The 21,649-nt window shown below is 57.1% G+C and carries 17 protein-coding genes; 10 read left to right on the forward strand and 7 right to left on the reverse strand.

All coding sequences use genetic code 11. The features are described from left to right. The first annotated feature begins 6 nt into the window (after positions 1-6). The 3 genes from ADIMK_RS21655 to ADIMK_RS04900 are packed head-to-tail and all read left to right on the forward strand — an operon-like array spanning position 7 to position 4,780. Complete coding sequence (locus ADIMK_RS21655) at positions 7-1,992, forward strand: prepilin-type N-terminal cleavage/methylation domain-containing protein (protein ID WP_197027481.1); 1,986 nt, start codon at positions 7-9, stop codon at positions 1,990-1,992. A gap of 40 nt (positions 1,993-2,032) precedes the next feature. Continuing rightward, positions 2,033-3,133: a glycine oxidase ThiO gene (thiO, locus tag ADIMK_RS04895; RefSeq protein ID WP_156042801.1), complete on the forward strand. Its 1,101-nt coding sequence runs from the start codon at positions 2,033-2,035 to the stop codon at positions 3,131-3,133. A gap of 18 nt (positions 3,134-3,151) precedes the next feature. Continuing rightward, positions 3,152-4,780: an NAD+ synthase gene (locus ADIMK_RS04900; protein ID WP_036184498.1), complete on the forward strand. Its 1,629-nt coding sequence runs from the start codon at positions 3,152-3,154 to the stop codon at positions 4,778-4,780. A 261-nt stretch (positions 4,781-5,041) separates the two neighbouring features. On the opposite strand, the gene ADIMK_RS04905 is transcribed toward ADIMK_RS04900, so the two are convergent. The 3 genes from ADIMK_RS04905 to ADIMK_RS04915 are packed head-to-tail and all read right to left on the reverse strand — an operon-like array spanning position 5,042 to position 9,188. After that, the gene (locus ADIMK_RS04905; protein ID WP_036184500.1) at positions 5,042-5,632 is read right to left on the reverse strand and encodes a molybdenum cofactor guanylyltransferase; all 591 of its coding nucleotides are present in this window, start codon (positions 5,630-5,632) and stop codon (positions 5,042-5,044) included. Positions 5,633-5,668: 36 nt separating this feature from the next. Further along, positions 5,669-6,547, reverse strand: a complete 879-nt coding sequence (gene cobA / locus ADIMK_RS04910; RefSeq protein WP_156042803.1) for a uroporphyrinogen-III C-methyltransferase — start codon at positions 6,545-6,547, stop codon at positions 5,669-5,671. Continuing rightward, entirely contained in the window at positions 6,534-9,188 is a 2,655-nt protein-coding gene (locus tag ADIMK_RS04915) for a nitrate reductase (protein WP_036184502.1), read from the reverse strand. The genes cobA and ADIMK_RS04915 overlap by 14 nt, the downstream gene beginning before the upstream one ends. Positions 9,189-9,580: 392 nt before the next feature. On the opposite strand from ADIMK_RS04915, the gene ADIMK_RS04920 reads away from it, so the two are divergent. From ADIMK_RS04920 to ADIMK_RS04950, 7 genes are all read left to right on the forward strand, one after another. Further along, the gene (locus ADIMK_RS04920) at positions 9,581-10,168 is read left to right on the forward strand and encodes an ANTAR domain-containing response regulator (protein WP_368085821.1); all 588 of its coding nucleotides are present in this window, start codon (positions 9,581-9,583) and stop codon (positions 10,166-10,168) included. Beyond that, complete coding sequence (locus ADIMK_RS04925) at positions 10,165-11,346, forward strand: CmpA/NrtA family ABC transporter substrate-binding protein (protein WP_051692480.1); 1,182 nt, start codon at positions 10,165-10,167, stop codon at positions 11,344-11,346. The genes ADIMK_RS04920 and ADIMK_RS04925 overlap by 4 nt, the downstream gene beginning before the upstream one ends. Before the next feature lie 309 nt (positions 11,347-11,655). Further along, positions 11,656-13,047, forward strand: a complete 1,392-nt coding sequence (locus ADIMK_RS04930; protein ID WP_036184505.1) for a CmpA/NrtA family ABC transporter substrate-binding protein — start codon at positions 11,656-11,658, stop codon at positions 13,045-13,047. Positions 13,048-13,103: 56 nt separating this feature from the next. Beyond that, entirely contained in the window at positions 13,104-14,108 is a 1,005-nt protein-coding gene (locus tag ADIMK_RS04935; RefSeq protein ID WP_051692481.1) for an ABC transporter permease, read from the forward strand. Between the two features lie 15 nt (positions 14,109-14,123). After that, entirely contained in the window at positions 14,124-14,987 is an 864-nt protein-coding gene (locus ADIMK_RS04940; RefSeq protein ID WP_036184507.1) for an ABC transporter ATP-binding protein, read from the forward strand. 4 nt (positions 14,988-14,991) lie between these two features. Then, entirely contained in the window at positions 14,992-16,209 is a 1,218-nt protein-coding gene (locus ADIMK_RS04945) for an NAD(P)/FAD-dependent oxidoreductase (RefSeq protein WP_081849669.1), read from the forward strand. A gap of 272 nt (positions 16,210-16,481) precedes the next feature. After that, a complete protein-coding gene (locus ADIMK_RS04950; protein WP_036184510.1) occupies positions 16,482-16,673 on the forward strand; it encodes a hypothetical protein in 192 nt (63 codons plus the stop codon). 154 nt (positions 16,674-16,827) lie between these two features. Here ADIMK_RS04950 and ADIMK_RS04955 read toward each other — a convergent pair whose 3' ends face one another. The 4 genes from ADIMK_RS04955 to ADIMK_RS04970 form a co-directional block, all read right to left on the reverse strand. Continuing rightward, the gene (locus ADIMK_RS04955) at positions 16,828-17,976 is read right to left on the reverse strand and encodes a cytochrome-c peroxidase (protein WP_036184512.1); all 1,149 of its coding nucleotides are present in this window, start codon (positions 17,974-17,976) and stop codon (positions 16,828-16,830) included. 213 nt (positions 17,977-18,189) lie between these two features. Further along, entirely contained in the window at positions 18,190-19,758 is a 1,569-nt protein-coding gene (ahpF, locus tag ADIMK_RS04960; RefSeq protein ID WP_036184528.1) for an alkyl hydroperoxide reductase subunit F, read from the reverse strand. A gap of 85 nt (positions 19,759-19,843) precedes the next feature. After that, on the reverse strand, positions 19,844-20,410 hold the full coding sequence (ahpC, locus tag ADIMK_RS04965; protein WP_036184531.1) for an alkyl hydroperoxide reductase subunit C: 567 nt from the start codon (positions 20,408-20,410) through the stop codon (positions 19,844-19,846). Positions 20,411-20,615: 205 nt separating this feature from the next. Further along, a complete protein-coding gene (locus ADIMK_RS04970; protein ID WP_036184533.1) occupies positions 20,616-21,554 on the reverse strand; it encodes an outer membrane protein assembly factor BamD in 939 nt (312 codons plus the stop codon). Between the last annotated feature and the right edge of the window lie 95 nt (positions 21,555-21,649).

Raw genomic sequence — 21,649 nt, forward strand, 5'->3', positions numbered from 1 at the left:
ATGACTATGAGTTATAAAAATGGAATTGGGTATTCTAGCAGGTCTTTAGGATTTACCCTCATTGAAGTTTTGGTGGCTCTAGTCGTAGTAATGGTAGGGTTGGCGGCATTACTTCAGCTACAAACAAGTTTTATTCGTGGGGCCTCTGACTCGGAAAAACGCGCTGTGGGTATGGCTTTGGCAGAGAAAAAACTTGAAGAATTTCGAGATTATCAGTCAATTGTCGATTACGATGAAATTGGATCTACCGCTTTACCGACGAGCGAGATTGAATCAGTGTCGGTGGGAAACTCATCAGTTAATTACACCCTAGATTGGGTGGGTATTAATACGGTTTCGTCCGCAGTTAATACATCAGAGTACAAAGAAATTACGGTTCGTGTTAATTGGGATGGCGGAAGTTTGGCGCTGTCTACACTTTTGGCACGGATTGACCCAAACGTTGCTCCATTGCTGGGAATTACAGGTTTTGGAGGAGGAAGTCCGATTGTTAGTCATGCTGCGGGCAACGTTCCGGATGTCATACCTATAGATCTCGGTAATGGCGATATCAAAGAAACCTCTACACCGCTTCCAGAGGTTACTAAAAAGAAAAATCAAGATAATGAGAGCACCGAAGTTAAATTCGTAACTACAACCTATTCTAAGAATAGTATTAAGCAGGTTCAGGAAGAGTTTCTCACTGTCAATTGCTTCTGTGAGTTGCAGTCAGGTAGTGGTCAATCCCTGCAGACACCGTATCACTACAAGTATGAAAATGGTGAGTTGGTTGTTAAAAAAGGCATCTCTTATACAGGTGAAGCCGGGGACAAAACGGGGGTGCCAGATAGTGATTTTGATCAATCGGCCTATTGTGACCGATGCTGCTCAGGTCATCATGACTCAACCGATACGGGCGTTACGGGTATATATAAATCAAACGAAGTTCCTGGTTTTAAGGACCCAAGCCCAAGCAATGCTCATCCACATTATGCCGTAGATACAGCAACAGGATTATTAACTGGAGCTGAAGCTATCATTGGAAATACTTACCCGGAAGCATGTCGCTTCCGAAGGGTTGATGGAGTATTCAGACTATTTCCAGACTGGAAAATGGTTGATCTGAATGTTATGCCCTATGACTTTATCGCCAGTACAGCCAGTTCAGCGCTCAGTGATTATCAAAGCTTTATTGTCGATACAATACAGCATCAAGTCTTTCCTACTTCATCGGCGGCTATGCCGGGTGGGCGTGACTTTACAGCAAATAATGGCGAGATTACGCAATTGCTCTCAAGAGGTATCTACTATGATGATCTCTCCTATGATAGTGCTTGGAAAAGCGAGATCGCATCGATTGCATCGGCTGGCATGATTGCCTCCCAAGCTTGGTTGCCGATTACGCCTTTCTTTGAGATCAATACAACACTGTTGACGACTTGGGGTTCTAACCCAGATGCTGTGGCAACAGTTAGCAGTGATGTTATTGATACGATTGAAGATTCGGACGCGGATTACTATGGTGTATACAGTCGTGGGGCTGTAACGATGGCAGTCAGTGGAACAGGTTCTGCGGCCATTACTGCGTACTCCAAGAGTGATAATACAGGCTTGCTAGGTAATAACTATGATTCAGCAAGTAGCTTTCCACTGAAGGACAATAAAATCATTCCTTCGCCCACCATACTTTCTGATACGATTATCGCTACTATTGGGTCTGTAGCCGGTGGTCCGGTAATAATATCTGGAACTATTAATGGTCTAAATGGTGCGGCTCTTAATAAAGTGACGTTATCTACCAGCCTAGGTGATTATTGTACGCTTGAAAAGGCTGTAGGCACCACGCGAGCCTATAACTGTGAGCTGCCGGCTGGTACGGCAGGTGTTACCGTGACTGTCACCCCTAACACCTCAGATAAAGATGATTATTTCGATCCAACATCTTATCCTGTCGCGATTGATTCCGTTGGTACACCAGTAACAGGAGTGGATTTCAACGCTATTCAACCCTAACTGAAGGAAGAGAGTTGGCTGCTGTTTATAAGGGTAAAAGTTGCTTAGTATTTTAGTCATAGGCGCGGGCGTCATCGGTCTGATGACGGCCCGCGAGCTGGCGCGTTCTGGCGCTAAGGTGACTCTTCTTGAGCGTGGTGTCTGTGCCCACGAAGCCTCCTGGGCTGGCGGCGGTATCGTCTCCCCTCTTTATCCCTGGCGTCACGGTGACGCTGTTACCCGTCTCGCGCTATGGTCTCAGAGCAGCTACACCCTGTTGGCTCAGGAGCTGCTGGCCGAAACTGGCTGTGATCCTGAGTTGCGCCAGAAGGGTATTCTGATGGTGGATGTGCAGGACGAAGCTGAGGCGCTGCGCTGGGGACATGACCACTACCGGCCGTTGACCAAAGTTGACGGTGCGTTCATCCATGAGAAAGAACCGCGCATCAATCCTGAGTTTACCTCGGCGATGTGGATGCCGGAGGTGGCCAGTATTCGCAACCCGCGTTTGGGTCGTGCGCTGCGTATCAGTGTTGAACAAAATCCCAATATTACGTTAATCGAGCAGTGCGAGGTGCAGCGCTTTGTCGTTCAAGGTGAGCGCATCGAAGGCGTGCAGTCCAGTCAGGGCGAGTTTCGGGCCGACAGCACTATTGTTGCCGGCGGAGCCTGGAGCGCTGAACTGTTGAGCTCCCTGAATATGCGCCTGCCGGTTGAGCCGGTCCGTGGTCAGATGATGGTGTTCAAGGCGCCGGTCGGGTTGATCGATCGAGTCATCATGCTTGATGGCCGTTACCTGATCCCGCGCGCCGACGGTCGTATATTGGTTGGCAGTACACTTGAGCGCGTCGGGTTCAACAAGGACACCACAGAAGAGGCGCGCCAGTCGCTGTATCAAACGGCGCTGAAAATTCTGCCGGATCTGGCACAATATCCCGTCGAACATCATTGGGCCGGTTTGCGTCCCGGATCACCCGAGGGTATCCCGTTTATTGGGGCGGTGCCGGGCTGGTCGGGTTTGTACCTCAACTGTGGTCATTACCGTAACGGGTTGGTGCTGGCACCAGCCTCTACTCGCCTGCTCAGTGATCTGTTACTGGAGCGCCCGCCGATTATCGATTCGGCACCCTATGCTGTTGCAGGGCGTATTGAACAAGTCTGACAGGTATTCAGAGTAGAAATGAGTAACGCTATCCGGGTCGCGATGGCCCAGTTGAACCTGCTTGTGGGTGACATACCGGGTAATACCGACCGTATCATCGAAACGGCTATCCGGGCTCGCGATGAGCTGGCTGCCGATCTGGTGCTCTTTCCCGAGCTGGCGCTCAGTGGCTATCCCCCGGAAGACCTGCTGTTGCGGCCAAGTCTTGAACTGCGGATCGATCAGGCACTCAAGGCGCTCAAGGAGCAGGTGTCGGGTATTACGCTGGTGGTGGGTTATCCCCGTTATCGTAACGGTGCGCTGTACAACATGCTCGGTGTTATCCGTGACGGCAAAGTGCTGACTGAATACGCCAAGCAGTGTCTGCCAAACTATCAGGTTTTCGATGAAAAGCGCTACTTCGTGCCGGGCGACACACCGGGTGTTGTCGAGCTGTATGGGCACAAGATTGGTCTTAGCGTGTGCGAAGATATCTGGCACTCGGCACCGGTTGAACAGCTTAAGGCTGAAGGTGTCAGCCTGATATTGAATATCAACGCATCGCCCTTCCATGGCGGTAAACCGGCTGTCCGGACGGAAGTCATCGGTCAGCAAGCGCGTATCGCGGGCTGTCCTGTTCTGTACGTGAATCAGGTTGGCGGTCAGGACGAGCTGGTATTCGATGGCGGCTCACAGGCCGTTGATGCCCAGGGAGCCCCGGTCTTTGCCGGTGCTTTCTTTGAAGAGGCGCTGTATGCACTGACGGTCGATCTGGACAGTGGTCAGGTTAAGAGCGAGCAACCCTCATGCGAGCTGCCCGGGTTTGAGAAGTCCGTGTATGACGCGTTGGTACTGGGCGTGCGCGACTATGTGCGCAAGAACGGTTTCAAAGGAGTCGTGCTAGGTTTGTCTGGCGGGATCGATTCGGCGGTGACCGTCGCGGTGGCGGTCGATGCGCTGGGCGCAGATGCCGTTGAGGCGGTGATGATGCCGTTTCGTTATACCTCGAATATCAGCATTGAAGATGCGGCGGAAGAGGCGAAGCTGCTGGGTATTCGCCACAGCGTCATCTCGATTGAACCGATGTACGAAAGCTTCATGGCGGCGCTGTCTGAAGAGTTTGCCGGTACCGATATGGATACCACCGAAGAGAACCTGCAAGCGCGTTGCCGTGGTGTGTTGCTGATGGCGATCTCCAACAAGAAGGGGTATCTGGTCCTGACGACGGGTAACAAGTCGGAGATGGCGGTTGGCTATTCGACGCTATATGGCGATATGGCGGGTGGGTTCGATGTCCTCAAGGATGTGCCGAAAACGCTGGTGTATCGTCTGGCAGAATACCGCAACTCATTGTCTGCGGTGATTCCTCAGCGCGTGATTACCCGTCCTCCGTCTGCCGAGTTGCGACCGGATCAGACCGATCAGGACAGCCTGCCCGATTACGATGTGCTGGACCGTATACTGGAGCTCTATGTCGAGCGCGACTACAGTGCCAAAGCGATTATTGCCAAAGGGTTCGAGGCGGCCGATGTAAACCGTGTCGTGCGGCTGGTGGATATCAACGAATACAAGCGTCGTCAGGCGCCGGTTGGGCCGCGTATCAGCGAGCGAGCATTTGGACGCGACAGACGCTACCCCATCACATCCGGCTGGAAGCCGGGAGAGTGAGAGATCGGCAGCGGCGTTTTCTAACGCCGCCGGTTGCTGGCCCCCAAACGTAAAAAGGGCCTGCACACTTCCGTGTTGCAAGCCCTATTTTTTGCATCCCTGCCAAGCTCACTCATCCGTGGGTGAGAGAGGTGTCAGCATCCGTCTGACCTGTGTTCCTATCCTGTTCCCTGACCACGGCTTCCAGCCGTGCGGCGCTCCTGCGAACCTCTTGGTGTTAATGATGGTCGCTTTGCCCAGGCTTGCCTATAGGAATTTTTCCTAATTTTTCCCGATCTGCTCATTTTTTTTCAGTGGGCGGTTGAGGTTTAGATCGAACGCATCATCGATATCAACCCTCACACTTGGTAGCTGCGCCAAGGCCCGCATAAGCCGGGTCTCGCCTGTGTCTGCCACCAGTGCAGTCAGTTCGGGAATCAGGCTGGCGGGCAGAATGGCGTGCAGGGGGTGATCGCGTCCCGCAGCCGCTGCATATATCCAATGACCGGGCTGGCTGCGACTGCCGTCGATCAGCTGTTGGATATGCTCGCTACGAACACCTGGGGTATCGCACGGCAGGGTAATCAGATCTTTATCGGGAAGATGTGGCAGCAGCTGCGCCAGTGCGCGCAGAGGGCCAGGATGGCTGTCGTCGGGATCGCTGAGCAGGGGCAGCCCATATCGGGCGTAACGATCCTGATTGCGGTTGCAGTTGATGAACAGCGGATCACAGAAGGGCTGCAGCGCCTGAATCGAAAACTCGACCAACGCCCGACCTTGATACTCCAACAGCCCCTTGTCTTCACCGCCGGCGCGGGTACCGCGGCCGCCGGCCAGAATCAGCCCTGCGTAATGTTTTTTACCTGCTGTCACAACCAACCATTTTATCAGCGATGCGGGTTTATATTGTCACGCCGCGTGCACTGTTTGGGCAAGGAGTGTGGCGGTTTGCCTTGCGCTGCGCGTAACCTGCCCGACAATGATCAGACTCGGCGTTTTGAAGCGGGCCTCCTGCGCCTGTTCGACCACGCTATCCAGCGTTGAAAGCAGGTTGCGCTGAGTGTCCCGCGTGCCATTTTCAACCAGCAGTATGGGCCAGTCATCGGGCAATCCGTGGGCCCTCAGCGACGCACTGATAGCGGTCAGCGACTCCAGCCCCATATAGAACACCAGTGTCTGGTCGGGCCTCGCCAGCGCTGCCCAGTCGTGCTGGAGGTGGTCGGCATGGTGGGTGGCCGTGATAAAGCGTACTTGATGTGCGCTGTTGCGGTCCGTAAGCGGTATACCGGCAGCCGCGGCACAGCCCGAAGCGGCCGTGATGCCGGGGACGATATGCCATTGGATACCGGCGTTATTGAGTGCCTCGATCTCCTCGGCCATGCGGGCAAAGATGGCCGGGTCGCCGCCCTTGAGACGCAGCACTGTGTTTCCTTGCAGGGCTTGTTCAACCATCAACTCACCGATGCGGGCCTGCGATACGCTGTGGTGACCGGGTGCCTTGCCGACATAGTAACGCTGAGCCGAGTGTGGGATCAGCGCCAGAATATCCTCGCCGACGAGCCGGTCGTAGATCACCACCTCCGCGCGTTCGATCAGTCGCAGTGCACGTACGGTCAGCAGATCCATGGCGCCGGGACCACAGCCGATCAGATGCACCTGTCCCGGTGTTCGGGCGTTTCGCATCGTCTGGCGGTTGTGGCCCGTATCACGCGCACCGTTGCCGATGCCAAGACCTGCGACCTTGCTCATCAGCTGACCAAACAGGGGGTAGGCGTTACTCCAGAGCATGTTCAACCTCCTCGGTTGTATCGGATATCAGCGCTTTCAACTCCGGAATACAGGAGCCGCAATTGGTGCCGCACTTGAGCTGTGCACCGAGTCGCTCCGCGCTGTTGGCGCCTGCCAGAACGGCAGCGCGAATCTCGGGTTCGCGAACCTGAAAGCAGCTGCAGACGACAGCGCCGCAGGGTTGATTGCCCGGGGCGGTGGCCGCCAGCAGTTGGCGCCGTTGATCGGTATCGAGCGTGCTAGCTGCGAATTGCTGGTCAAGCCAGTCCAGATCCGGCAGAGCGTCGTCGCGCTCGACAAGCAGAAGCCAGTTGAGCTTGCCATCGCGCAGACCGCAGGCCCGGTAGCGGCCATCATGTCCGTCGTGCAGGCGCATCGACGGCGCCTCGCCCAAGTAGCGATGACACCAGTTATCCCAGTTATCGACGGTGTGCGTGTCGGCGAGCCGGTAGCTGGTGCAGTGCTCAAGCGGCACGCGGGTCCAGTAAGTCACGGGGAGTTCAAGCGCCTGGCGTACCAGTAGGCGTGCGCGCCATCGGGTGTCTACCGCACGCAGCCCGGCGCGTCCCTGCTTGGACTCGGGTTGGCCGGATACCGGATCGGTTTCGGATGCGATAAGTGACCCGCTGATCGCATCGCCTGAAAACTGTCGGCTCCAGTGCATCGGGATAAACAGTTCACCCGGGCGCTGGTGTGTTGTGATCACAACCGGTGCACGGTAGTGCCCCAGATCGTTAAAGAGTTCGGCAAGGGCACCGTCTTTTAGCTGAAAGCGCTCGGCATCCTGCGGATGGATCTCGATGAACGGCTCGGGCCGATGTTGCAGGAGACGTGCAGCGCGGCCTGTGCGTGTCATGGTGTGCCATTGATCCCGGATGCGCCCTGTATTGAGCCGCAACGGGTAGTCCGCATCGGTCTGCTGAGCAGGTTGGCGCGGCGTGATGGTAAGGAATCGTGCGCGCTGCGAAGGGGTAAAAAAACGGCCATCGCTGAAAAGCCGCTCGGTGCCCTGAGGTGCATCGGCCGTGATCGGCCACTGTATCGGTTTCAGGTGGTCATACTCCTGCGCACCGATGGTGCTCATGGCACTGATGTCGAAGCCGCGTGAACCTGCGTTCTCAAAGCCCGATAGAGCGGCGTGTTCACGGAAAATCTCCACAGGTGCGCGGTAGTCGAAGGCCTGTGTATAACCCAGTCGTTTGGCGACCTCGCAGATAGCCCACCAGTCATGGCGTGCCTCGCCCGGCGCGGAAATCAGACCGCGTTGACGGGAGATTCGGCGTTCGGAGTTAGTTACGGTGCCGTTCTTCTCACCCCAAGTGGTGGCCGGGAGCGCGATATGGGCCAGATCCAGCGTGTCTGTTCGGGACATGCATTCGGACACGATAACCAGCTCACAACGCTCAAGCGCTTTGCGCACGCGGTTGGCATCCGGCAAGCTGACCACCGGGTTGGTCGCCATAATCCATACCGCTTTGATCTCGCCACGTTCGATAGCATCGAACAGATCCACCGCCTTGTAACCCTCGGCGCGTGCCATATTGGGTGCCTGCCAGAAACGCTCGACGCGCTCGATACTGGCTGCGCTGGAGAAATCCATATGTGCCGCCAGCTGGTTGGCCAGTCCGCCCACCTCGCGACCGCCCATGGCATTGGGCTGTCCTGTCAGGGAGAAGGGGCCCATGCCGGGCTTGCCCAGTCGTCCGGTCGCCAGATGACAGTTGATGATGGCGTTAACCTTATCGGTGCCGCTGCTGGACTGGTTGATCCCTTGGGAAAAGAACGTCAGCGTCTTCTCGGTGTTGCAGAACCAGTCCACAAGGCTCGACAGATCCTGTTCGGAAACGTCGCAGTCGAGCGCGACCGATGCGATATCGGGCGCGCTTTCCTGTGCGGCGGACAGCGCAGCTTCAAAACCTTCGGTGTGTGCCGAAATGTAGGCCTCATTCAGTTGCCCTCTACGTGCAAGTTCGACCAGCAGCAGGTTGAAAATCTGTGCGTCGCTCCCGGGTTTTAGCGAGAGCTGAAGATCGGCAAGATCGGAGGTGGCAGTCCGGCGCGGATCGAGCACCACAACACGCAGCGCCGGGTTAGCGCGCTTGGCCGCAACCATGCGCTGGTAGAGGATGGGGTGATTCCACGCCGCGTTGGAGCCGACCAGAATCATCAGCTCGGCATGGTCGATGTCATCATAGCTGCAGGGCATCAGGTCGCCGCCGAAGGCGCGCTTGTAACCGGCAACGGTAGACGACATACACAGCCGCGAGTTGGTGTCCACGTGGCTCGAGCCGATGAAGCCTTTCATCAGCTTGTTGGCCACATAGTAGTCTTCCGTCAGTAACTGTCCGGACAGATACATGGCGACAGCGCCTGGGCCGTCACGGTCGATAATCGCCTGCAAACGCTCGGCAACGTTGTCCAGCGCCGTATCCCATGACACCTCCACACCTGCTACACGGGGCGACAGCAGTCGATTACTGGCGGATGTGGTTTCGTGCAGGGCGCTGCCTTTGACACAGAGGCGGCCGGCATTGGCCGGGTGTTCCCGGTCGCCGGATACTGCGATGATACTCTGGTCCTGGACTTGGGCTTTTACGCCACAGCCGACGCCGCAGTACGGGCAGGTGGTGGTGTCGTTCATCAGCGAGCTCTCAATAAAAAAGGCGCCTGATCATCGTATCTCCCGTGGGACACGATGATCAGGCGCCTTTGCCTTGGACCGATGCGGGCGTACCCGCACGGACCTCAATTCTGTTTGGTTGCTGGGTTAGAGCAAAAGCGGTGCCACTCTCGATAAGTTACCTTTAATCAAGGCATTAGTAGGGCGCGTGAGGTGTGCGGCAGGTCGGTTTGTGCGCGATCGGGGGGCGTTTTGGTTATGTGAATGCCCTATTTAGGTGCATATTGCTGGGATTGTGTCGCTACAGGCTGAAAAAAACGGCGCTGTTATTTGGAATATCTATTGCTAAGCGCTATTCCTCTTTAATAGAGGTTTAACGATCCATCCATCGCAGAAACAGGAGCGCGCCCAGCGTGGGAAACGACGGTTTATCGGTCATGCTCGTCGACGACGAGACCGAACGTGCGGCCATGGTCGAGCAGGAGTTGCAGGCCCAGGGGTACACCGTGGTCTGCAGACTGACGACCACGGCGGCCCTTCGCCATCATGTCGAGCGGGTGCAGCCCGATATCGTGATTATCGATATGGATTCGCCGGACAGGGATACGCTGGAGCATATGTCTGTGGTGAATCAGCAGAATCCAAGACCGATCGTGTTTTTTGCCGACAAGGATGACAACCCCAACAATATCCGCGCCGCCATCAAGGCCGGTGTCAGTGCCTATATTGTCGATGGCTTGAAGCCTAATCGCGTAAAGCCGATTCTCGATGTTGCCATCGCACGTTTCGAGGAGTTCCAGAATCTGCGCTCGGAGCTTTTGCAGACGCGCACCGAACTTGAGGATCGCAAGCTGATCGAGAAGGCCAAAGGGATGCTGATGAAGCATCAGGGGTGTGACGAAGAGCAGGCATTCAGGACGCTGCGTAAGCTGGCGATGGACCGATCGCAGAAGCTGGTGGACGTGGCGCGCAGCGTGATTCAGGTTTTGGAGGTGTTATGAGCGGCACAGGCTTTGATATGGATCGGCTGGTGCCGGAAAAAGAGCGCCTCACACTGGGGTTTGTGGCGCTGCTCGACAGTGCGCCCCTGGTTGTGGCGCGCGAGCAGGGTTTCTTTACCGAACAGGGGCTGGATGTGCGTCTTCAGCGCGAGAACTCCTGGGCCAGCGTGCGCGACAAGGTTGCCTATGGGTTGCTCGACGGTGCCCAGATGATTGCCCCCATGCCGTTGGCATCATCTCTCGGATTGGGCGCGCCGCCCGTGGCGATGGAAACGGCGCTGGTCATGAGTCGAAACGGCAACGCCATCACGCTGGCGGCAGGGCTGGCGGATGCGGCCGGTATCGAACCCGGCGAGGAGGGCGCCGATCCACTGCTCAGCGGGCGACTGCTGCGCGCGCACCTGACGGGACTTGAGCGGCCATTGAAACTGGCGACAGTTTATCCCTACTCCTGCCACCACTATCAGTTGCGTTATTGGCTGAACGTGTCCGGGATCTCCCCGCGACAGGTGGAGTTCATTGGCGCACCGCCAAAACAGATGGTGGACCTTCTGGCTTCAGGGCAGATCGACGGCTGTTGCGTGGGTGAGCCCTGGAATTCGCTGGCCGAGATCGGCGGAGTAGGGCGCATCGTTGCAACCGGGCATCAGGTCTGGAGCAACATGATGGAGAAGGTGTTTGGCGTCACTCGACAGTGGGCTGACGAACATCCACAAACCTATCGTGCGGTACTGATGGCACTGCTCAAGGCGTGCCGCTGGCTGGAATCGCATCAGCACAGCGAATCCTTGTATCAGTGTTTGTCGCTGCCGCCCTATCTGGATCTCGAGATCGAACCTCTGCACGACAGGGGGCTGTTTGCACCTCAATTGGAGCAGCGCTTTTACGGCGCTGACACCAACTTCCCCTGGCGCTCTCAAGGTGCCTGGCTGCTCGGACAGATGCGTGAAGCCGGGCAGTGGCAGGGCCCTGTGGACAATCCCGTGCTGGATGAAGTGTTCAATACCGACCTGTACCGGGAAGTTGCCGAGGCTATGGGACTGAATGCGCCGGTCGCGGATTACCGAATCGAGGGCCGTGACGGGGCTCAAAGCGAGCTCTCCGGTACCCGTGGCGTGCTGGTGCCAAATACGAACGACTTTATCGATGGCATCTGTTTCGGATTGCGCCATTTTTGAACAGTCACGGTGCAATATGCCTGTTGCTGGTGCGCAAAATTTGTTCAATAGCCTTGGCTGATTGAAATACTTTTACTCTAATTGCTTGATATGTAATTGAAAATAAATTGTTGGCACAGCGCCTGCTAAATACACGTCAATCAGGATCACAGTCTGTCAATGGCGGCAGACACCGATCCGGAAAGTGTTAAAGGGGCCGACGAGGCCTTTACAAGCAGACGATTACGGCAAGGGCGCCGTTCCGGTGACTGGAGTTTGAAGACCAGTCACCGGAGCGGCGCCCTTTTTTGTGTTTCAAGAGGACTGAATATGAAAGCAACTCTGAATCGACGCTCGCTGTGCAAAAAAATGCTGCTGGCCGCTTCCATCAGCCTGGCCACGTTGACCGCTTCCAACTCCGTGTTGGCCGAGGTGGGCTATCCGGAAAAGGAGGAGCTCAAGTTCGGTTTCATCAAGCTGACCGATATGGCGCCGCTGGCTATCGCCTACGAGAAACACTACTTCGAGGACGAGGGCCTGTACGTCACGCTGGAGGCGCAGGCGAACTGGAAAGTGCTGCTTGACCGTGTCATCGACGGCCAGCTCGACGGCGCGCACATGCTGGCCGGTCAGCCGCTGGGTGCGACCATCGGTTTCGGTACCAAGGCCGATATCATCACCGCGTTCAGCATGGACCTGAACGGCAACGGCATCACCGTTTCCAATGAGATCTGGGAGCAGATGAAGCCGAACATTCCGGTCGGTCCGGATGGCAAGCCGGTGCATCCGATCAAGGCGGACTACCTCAAGCCGGTTGTGGATAAATACCGCGCCGAGGGCAAGCCGTTCAACATGGGCATGGTGTTCCCGGTCTCTACCCACAACTATGAACTGCGTTACTGGCTCGCCGCCGGCGGTATCCACCCCGGCTACTATGCTCCGGAAAAGGGCGATACCAGCGGTCAGCTGCAGGCCGATGCGCTTCTCTCGGTGACCCCGCCGCCGCAGATGCCGGCGACCATGGAAGCTGGCACCATCTACGGTTACTGCGTGGGTGAGCCGTGGAACCAGCAGGCCGTATTCAAGGGCATCGGTGTACCGGTGATCACCGACTACGAGATCTGGAAGGACAACCCCGAGAAGGTGTTCGGTGTCTCCAAAGAGTGGGCCGAGAAGTACCCCAACACTCACATTCGCGTGGTCAAGGCGATGATCCGCGCCGCGAAGTGGTTGGATGAGAACAACAACGCCAACCGTAAGGAAGCCGTGGATATCCTCTCCCGCCCGGCCTATGTCGGTGCCGATGCCGATGTCATCGCCAACTCCATGACCGGTACCTTCGAATATGAAAAGGGCGACAAGCGTGATGTGCCCGATTTCAATGTGTTCTTCCGTCACAACGCGACCTACCCCTACTACTCCGATGCGATCTGGTATCTGACCCAGATGCGTCGCTGGGGCCAGATTGCCGAGCAGAAGCCGGATAGCTGGTACATGGATGTGGCCAAGAAGGTTTACCGCCCGGATATCTACGCAACGGCTGCCAAGGAGCTGATCGCCGACGGGCTGATGGATGCAGCGGACTTCCCGGATTTCGCCACCGAAGATGGCTTCAAGGCTCCGCAGACCCAGTTCATCGACGGTATTACCTACGATGGCAAGAAGCCCAACGAGTATCTGGAAAAGTTCAATATCGGCCTGAAAGGCGCCGACAAGATCTGATCCTCCCCTGGCCTCTCGACTGAGGGGCCATCCATCTGGAGGAAGGAGAATTAACGATGAGTAGCATTCGCATGACCCTGGCCGGCGTATCCAGCATTGCCGGCGTCAAAAGCAACGATACCCTGAGTAGCTGGTTCAAGCGCACCGCCCGTGCCCTGGGTTTGCCGCTGCTCGGACTCCTGGTGTTCCTGATGATCTGGCAGGCGGGCGCCAAACAGATACATACCTCGCTGGGCGAGTTTCCGGGGCCTAGCCAGGTGTATCAGCAGACGCTGTCGCTGATTGCCGATCACGCCGCTGAGCGTAACCGCGAGGCGGAGTTCTACGAGCGGCAGGAGACGCGCAATGCTGAGCGTATCGCCAAGGATCCGAGCTATGAGGCTAAGATCCGCGAGTACACCGGTAAGCCGACGTTCTTTGACCAGATCGGCACCAGCTTGGTTACCGTGCTGGCCGGATTCGTCATTGCCGGACTGATCGCGATTCCGCTGGGGATCTGTATCGGTCTCAATGGGGCTTTGTACTCGGCGTTGAACCCGGTGATCCAGCTGTTCAAGCCGGTGTCGCCGCTGGCTTGGCTGCCGCTGGTGACTATGGTGGTCAGCGCCGTGTATGTCACGCCCGATCCCATGTTTGCCAAGTCGTTCCTGACCTCGCTGTTCACCGTATCGCTGTGCTGCCTGTGGCCGACGCTGATCAACACGGCGGTAGGCGTTTCAGCTGTTAGCCCCGACCTGCAGAACGTGAGCAAGGTACTGCGCCTGAGTTGGGGCACCCATGTAGTCAAGATCGTGCTGCCCTCGTCCGTGCCGATGATCTTTACCGGCCTCAGACTGTCGCTGGGTATCGCCTGGATGGTACTGATCGCCGCCGAGATGCTGGCGCAGAACCCGGGACTGGGCAAGTTCGTCTGGGACGAGTTCCAGAACGGAAGCTCCGACTCGCTCGGGCGCATCATGGTTGCGGTGCTGGTGATCGGTCTGATCGGCTTTTTGCTGGATCGCGTCATGCTGTTGCTGCAGCGCGCGTTCTCCTGGGACAAAAACGCCATAACCCGTTAACAAGGAGAGACTCTCATGTCTAAACATCTTGAACTGACCGGTGTCTCCATCGAATTTCCAACACCGAAAGGGCCCTTCAAGGCGCTGGATAATGTCAATCTGAAGATCGAAAAGGGCGAGTTCGTCTCTCTGATCGGCCACTCAGGCTGCGGCAAGTCCACCGTACTCAACATCGTCGCAGGCCTTCACAAGGCCACCACAGGTGGTGTGGTGCTGGAGGGTAAAGAGGTGGATGAGCCCGGCCCCGAGCGTGCAGTGGTGTTCCAGAATCACTCCCTGCTGCCCTGGCTCAGTGCATACGAGAACGTCGAACTGGCGGTGAAGCAGGTGTTCAAGGGGCAGAAGAGCAGGGCTGAGATGAAAAGCTGGATTGAGCACAACCTCGAGCTGGTGCACATGACTCATGCCATGCACAAACGTCCGGATGAGATATCCGGCGGCATGAAACAGCGCGTCGGCATCGCCCGCGCGTTGGCGATGGAACCCAAAGTGTTGTTGATGGATGAACCCTTTGGTGCGCTGGATGCGCTGACCCGCGCCCATCTGCAGGATTCATTGATGGATATCCAGAAGGACCTGAACAACACGGTGATCATGATCACCCACGATGTGGATGAGGCGGTACTGCTCTCCGACCGTATTGTGATGATGACCAACGGCCCGGCTGCTACGGTGGGTGAGATTCTGAAGGTCGAACTGCCCCGGCCGCGAGACCGTATCGCACTGGCGGATGACCCGCAGTACAACCACTACCGTCACGAGGTGCTGAGCTTCCTCTACGAGAAGCAGCGCAAGGTGGAAGATATCGGCCAGCACCGCAACGTCAAAAAGGTGCAGGCGGCCGGTAACGAATCCCCAAAGAAACGAGCCCACGGGTGAGCCAATGACAAAGCAGGCTGATCTGGTCATCGTGGGCAATGGTATGGCCGCTAACCGGCTACTGCAGGACCTGGCGCGCCAGCCGGTAAAACCGACCTCCATACTGGTGATCGGCGAAGAGCCGCGGCGGGCGTACAACCGTGTCCTGCTCTCGCCCTTGCTGTCAGGCGAAATGCAGCCGGTGGATGTGGAGCTGCAGGATGCGCGGTGGTATCGCGAGCAGGGTATAGAGCTGATCTGTGCTGATCCGGTCGAACAGGTCGATCTTGAGCACCAGGTGTTGAAGACTCGGGCTGGAGTGCAGGTGCACTATCGACAGTTGGTGTTTGCCACAGGCTCACGCTCGAATATGCCGCCACTGCCGGGCATTGATCTCAAAGGGGTTATGGGGTTTCGGACCTGGGAGGATGTCGAGCGGATGCAGACTCGCGCCGCCGAGGGTGGGCGTGCGGTGGTTGTCGGTGGAGGCCTGTTGGGTCTGGAAGCCGCCGAAGGGCTGCGAAAGCTTGGGATGCATACCACCGTTCTCCAGCGCGGTGATCGGTTGCTCAATCTGCAACTGGATAACACTGCCTCGGTGCTGTTGCAGCAAGAGCTGGAGGGTCGTGGACTGCATATCCTGACCGGTGCCCGGATCGAATCGATCGAGGGGTGTGAAGGGCGGGTAACCGCTGTCATGTTGCAGAACGGTAAGCGCCTGCCGGCGGATCTGGTCGTGGTTGCGATCGGTGTGACGCCAGAGGTGAGGCTGGCGCGCGAGGCCGGACTTAATTGCAACCGGGCGATCGAGGTTGATACGCATATGCACACCTCGCATTCGGGGGTGTATGCGCTTGGCGAGTGTTGTGAGTTCGAGCGTAATACTTACGGTCTTGTTGCACCGATCTGGCGTCAGGCCGAAGTCCTCGCGGGTGTACTCTGTGGTCAGGATCGCACCTATGCAGAGGAGCCGGTGGCCACACAGCTCAAAGTCAGTGGCATCGCATTGTTCTCCTGCGGTGAGATCGATGCGCAGGATACTCAGCCGCTAGAGTATCTGGACCTCCAGCACGGTGAGTACCGCAAGTTGTGGCTCAGGAATGGCGCGTTGGTAGGAGCGGTGCTGTATGGCGATACCCGTTTCGGACCTTGGTATTTCGAGCAGTTACGTGCGAAAACCGATCTGGGTGCATTGAGAGGAGAGCTTCTGTTCGGCCCGACGCCTACACAGCAGGTTGCCTGAGCACGAATTTCCGGCAGCAAGATGGGATGGTCTCGGGAGAGAGACTAAAAAAGCAAGGGGACGCGGAATCGCCGTAAGAGCGGGCCGAACAAGATCCTCACGTCGGAAAAGCCGGAGTGTGAACTCCGGCTTTTTTTCGCCTCGGCGTTCTGGGTATTGCTTTAATGGGTGAGTTTTATTCAACATTCATGCGAGAAAGGATCGTTTGAAGGCGCTCCGGCAACCCACTATTCTGTGCCTGTACAACGAACTCAGGACAGAAGGTGAACATTATGAATGAAGAAAATCTTACTCTGGTCGAAATCGCCCGTCGCAATGGCTGTGAAGATCCCGTGACTCTGGCCAAGATCGAACGTGCTGAATACGTCTCTGAACTTATCCATGGTCTGTTCAGCTGGATTGCACGCACGGCTTCTCATGTAGCACACGACGCTAGCGCCCTGTTCGCCCGCCACGCGCACTGAACAGGGGCTGCCCCGGACGACGTATTAATCCCCTGGGCTGGGGATAACTATAAGAAAGCCCGTCTTCCTCCTCGATCATCCGCTGTAATATCCAGACCGATCCCCCGATACCGTATCGCTGAATCGGCTGCTCCGTTTTCGGTTTTCTCCGTTATTACTGTTCGGCCTCCAGCAACGGCTCGTAACGCTTATCGGTCAGTGTCCTCATGAAGGCGACCAGTGCATCCACTCGACGGTTATCCAAAGCCGGTGTCGAGGTGAGCTCTTTCTCCGACAGGTTTCGGTCCACTTCCGGTTTTCCCCAGGGATTTCCCGTTTCCGGGTTGATCGCCCGTGCCGGATTGCGGCTGTTGTAGTGATCGTAGAACAGTACCACCGTGCGCAGATCCTTGAAGACGCCGTTGTGCATGTAGGGCCCCGTTACAGCCACATTGCGCAGCGTCGGCACCTTGAACTTGCCCTCATGTTCAGCACCTTCAACACGGCTGTTGGCGGCCAGGCCCAGATCGATACCGCGCTTCAACTCAGGGTTGGCCGGTACGCCGATGTTGCGGTAGCTGTAATCGGTAAATGTTTCGCGCTTGTCGATCGGTGAGCGCTTTAACTGGTGGCACTGATTGCAGTTGGTGAACTGCTGGGAGAAGAATAGGGTACGACCGAGCTCCTCCTGCGGCGTCATGGTGTATTCGCCGCGCAGGTAGCGGTCGTATTTGGAGTCGAAGGGCGAGAACAGTGCCGTTTGCTCGAAGGCTGCAATACTCTCCGCCATCGCGCGGTAGCCGCGTTCCGGGTCCTGCAACACCTTATCATCAAACAAGCTGCTGAAACTGCTGCGGTAGAACGGATTCTCGGCAAGACGCGAGATCACAAGCGCCTTGCTGGTCATACCCATCTCGGCCGGGTTGAGCGGTGGCCCCATCGCCTGATCGGCCAGCGTCGAGGCGCGACCATCGTGGAACTGCCCGCCCTTATAGCTGCCATCTTCGGCACGGTGAAATTCAGGCGCCAGTGCGGCGTAACTGGCCGTCGGGGCATTGCGTCCGCCATGTGAGTGACCGTCGTCGCCCAAGGAATCAGCCGTTCCCTTGGGATCGGTGAAGGCGTGGGCCGGGTCGTGGCAGCTGGAGCAGGATTGGGTGCGGTTCAGCGACAGCGCCGGGTCGAAAAACAGGCGCTGGCCGAGCTCGGCAAGAGTGTCGGCTGGCCGCGCGTCAGACGTTTGAGTGCTGGTTTGGCAACCGCTGATCAGAATGGCAGCCAAACCCGACAGTACGAAGTAGGGGAGGTGACGATTGCGCTTCATAAATGCCCTCTGACGTCAGGTTGCTGGCGATGCGTGCTCATGCCTCACCGTGAATAACCATGGAATTGCTAATGATACATATTATCAGTTGCATTTGAAGATGGGTGTGGCTGTTACTTGGCCTGGATCAATGAACGCTGTGCGACGGGGTAAAAATAAAGACGCCTCTGGCCAGAGCTCAGAGGCGGTGCAAGAGGGAATGCAATCTGTTGATCAGGCGGCTTCTTCGGAGTCGGCTACCGACTCCCTGATCAGATAGTCGAAGGCACCTAGAGACGCCGTTGCGCCTGCACCCATGGCAATAATGATCTGCTTGAACGGCACCGTGGTTACATCGCCTGCGGCGAATACGCCGGGCAGCGATGTTTCACCGCGGGCTCCGATCTCGATCTCGCCGAATCGGGTCAGCTCCAGATCGCCCTTGAGCCATTCGCTGTTTGGCACCAGCCCTATCTGGACAAAGATGCCGGCCAGTGTCAGTTCATGCGATTCGCCCGTGGCGCGGTCGGTATAGGTCAGACCGGTCACGCGCTGGCCGTCGCCTTTTACTTCGGTGGTTGCGGCCTGCTTGATGATGCGGATGTTCGGCATCGACTGCGCCTTACGTACCAGTACGTCATCGGCCCGCAGGGTATCGCCGAACTCAAGCACCGTGACATCCTTCACAATACCGGCCAGATCGATCGCCGCTTCAATACCGGAGTTGCCGCCCCCGATTACCGCGACGCTCTTGCCCTTGAACAGAGGGCCATCGCAATGCGGGCAGTATGCCACGCCTTTGCCGCGATACGCCTTTTCACCGGGTACATTCATCTCCCTCCAGCGAGCGCCGGTGGCGATGACTACGGCGCGGCTTTTCAATGTGGCACCGCTCGCCAGGTCGATCTCGACCAAACGGTCACGGCGCAGCTTGCTCGCCTTCTGTTCGGTGATGATATCCACATCGTAGTCGCGCACATGCTCTTCAAGGCCTGCGACCAGCTTCGGACCTTCCGTCGCTTTCACCGAAATGAAGTTTTCAATGCCGACGGTATCCATCACCTGACCGCCGAAGCGTTCTGCAACGATACCGGTGCGGATCCCTTTGCGGGCCGCGTAAATCGCCGCTGCAGCACCGGCCGGGCCACCACCGACAACCAGCAGGTCATAGGGCGCCTTGTCGTCCAGTTCGGCTGCTTTGCGCTCGGCTGCACCGGAGTCGACCTTGTTGAGAATCTCTGCCAGTGTCATGCGGCCCTGACCGAACGGCTCACCGTTCAGATACACGCTGGGTACGGCCATCACGTTGCGCTCACTGACCTCGGACTGGAACAGGGCACCGTCGATCATGGTGTGGCTTATATTCGGATTCAGCGTCGCCATCAGGTTCAGTGCCTGCACCACATCCGGACAGTTCTGACATGACAGCGAGATGTAGGTTTCGAAGCGCAGCGGCTTGTCGAGCGCCTTGATCTGTTCGATCTGCTCCTGCGCCACTTTTGGCGGGTAACCACCATTTTGTAACAGCGCCAGCACCAGCGAGGTGAACTCGTGTCCCATCGGGATTCCGGCGAAATGGACACGCGGTTCAACACTGGCAGGGCTCACAGCCATGCTTGGTGTGCGTGCGGCAGCATCGCTGTCGATCAGTGAAATTTTGTCGGACAGGGCGGTGATCTCCTGCGCGAGTGTGCGCAGTTCACGTCCCTTTTCCGTGTCGTCTGCAGACAGGGTTATCTCAATCGGAGTAACCAGCGCCTGCAGATAGGTGTTCAGTTGCTGTTTCAGGTTTGTATCCAACATGAGCCTGTCCTGCTTCCATAGCTGAGTTCTGTAAGGGCCGCACCCCGGTGCGTGGGGGCGGCCATCTGTGCTTACGCGTGTCGACTTAGATCTTGCCAACCAGATCCAGAGACGGCGCCAGAGTCGCTTCGCCCTCTTTCCACTTCGCCGGGCAGACTTCGCCCGGATGGCTGGCAACGTACTGGGCTGCTTTCAGTTTGCGCACCAGGCTGTCCGCTTCGCGGCCGATACCTTCGGCAGTGACTTCCGCAGCCTGAATGATGCCCTCCGGATCGACGATGAAGGTTGCACGGTCGGCAAGGCCCTGACCTTCACGCAGCACGTCGAAGTTGGTGGTGATGGTCCAGTTCGGATCGCCGATCATGGTGTACTTGATCTTGGCGATGGTCTCGGACGCGTCGTGCCAGGCCTTGTGTACGAAGTGGGTATCGGTGGATACGGAGTACACCTCGACGCCCAGCTTCTGCAGCTCTTCGTAATGATCCGCCAGATCGCCGAGTTCGGTCGGGCAGACAAAGGTGAAGTCGGCAGGGTAGAAGAAGAACACAGACCACTTGCCTTTCAGGTCAGCGTCGGACATTTCGATGAACTCGCCGTTTTTGAAGGCGTTTGCTTTGAAGGGTTTGATCGGGGTGTTGATTGCTTGAGCCATTGTCTTTCTCCTGTGAGCGTGTGTGTTTCGACAGGATCTAGAGTAGGCAGCTGAGTGTTATATTAAAAATTGATTGTATCTAGTGCTCTAATAGCTATTGGCAATGATCCATGCATGAAGACTTAAAGATGCGATGGAGGCGGGAGCGAAAACAGAAACGGCAACCGATAGGGTTGCCGTTTGATGCCGATCGTTAAGTGGACGATCAGTCGAATATGCCGAAGGTGATCCGGTCAAACCAGGAGCGTTCCGTCTCTTCAGCCTGCTCTTTCTCTTCCTGGGCTTTGCGGGCGCCGGGTGTTGAGGTGGGGCGTGCCGGAACCGCGGGGGCTTCGGCTTCGCCGAACAGACCGAACGTGGCCGTGTTCAGCAGGGTGGAGCGCGGCTCCTTGAAGGTGCCGATCTGGTAATCGGGGAAGTTGAGCTCAAGTACCTTGTAGGCGTTCTCGGCCAGTTCAGTCATGCCAAGCTCGGTATAGGCCTCTCCCATGATCGCCAGTGCGTCGGGCACGGCCGGCGTTTCCTGAAAATTCTCCACCACGTAGCGACCACGGTTTGCCGCGGCCACCCAGGCCTGGCGCTTCATGTAGTAGGAGGCAACATGGATTTCATGGGTCGCCAGGCGGTTTTTCAGGTACTGCATGCGCTTCTGTGCATCCGGCGCATATTCGCTTTCGGGGTAGCGGTTGACCAGCGTCGAGAAGCTATCGAAGGAATCCCGCGCGGCACCCGGATCGCGCTGGGTTTCGTCCAGCGGCAGATAGCGGGTCAGGAATGACCGATCCTGCTCGAACGCCGTCAGACCCTTCATGTAATAGGCGTAGTCGATGTTCTCGTGGTTGGGATGCAAACGGATGAAACGGTCGGCCGCCGCGGAAGCGGACTCCGGCTCGTAGGTCCTGAAGTAGGCGTAGATAAGCTCTAGCTGTGCCTGCTCCGAGTATTGACCGAACGGGTAGCGGGCTTCGAGTAGTTGCAGCTTTTCGACCGCCAGATCGTAGTTGTCCTGATCCATGGCACTGAGTGCTTCTTCGTACAGTTGCTGCTCGGGTACGTCCGGGGCCAACTTGTCGCCCCCCCACCAGGAGCAGGCTGAAAGCAGTGTAACGAGCACCAGAGCGGCACTTGCTTTTACGAATCGCATGTTGATCAATCCTGATGCAAAGGGCCTCGCTCGGCGAAGCGGGCCGGATTCGGGTATAATCGGCTGATAAATAGCGCCTTATTTAAACACAACCC

The organism is Marinobacterium lacunae (genome assembly GCF_000705555.1).
Lineage (GTDB): Bacteria > Pseudomonadota > Gammaproteobacteria > Pseudomonadales > Balneatricaceae > Marinobacterium_D > Marinobacterium_D lacunae.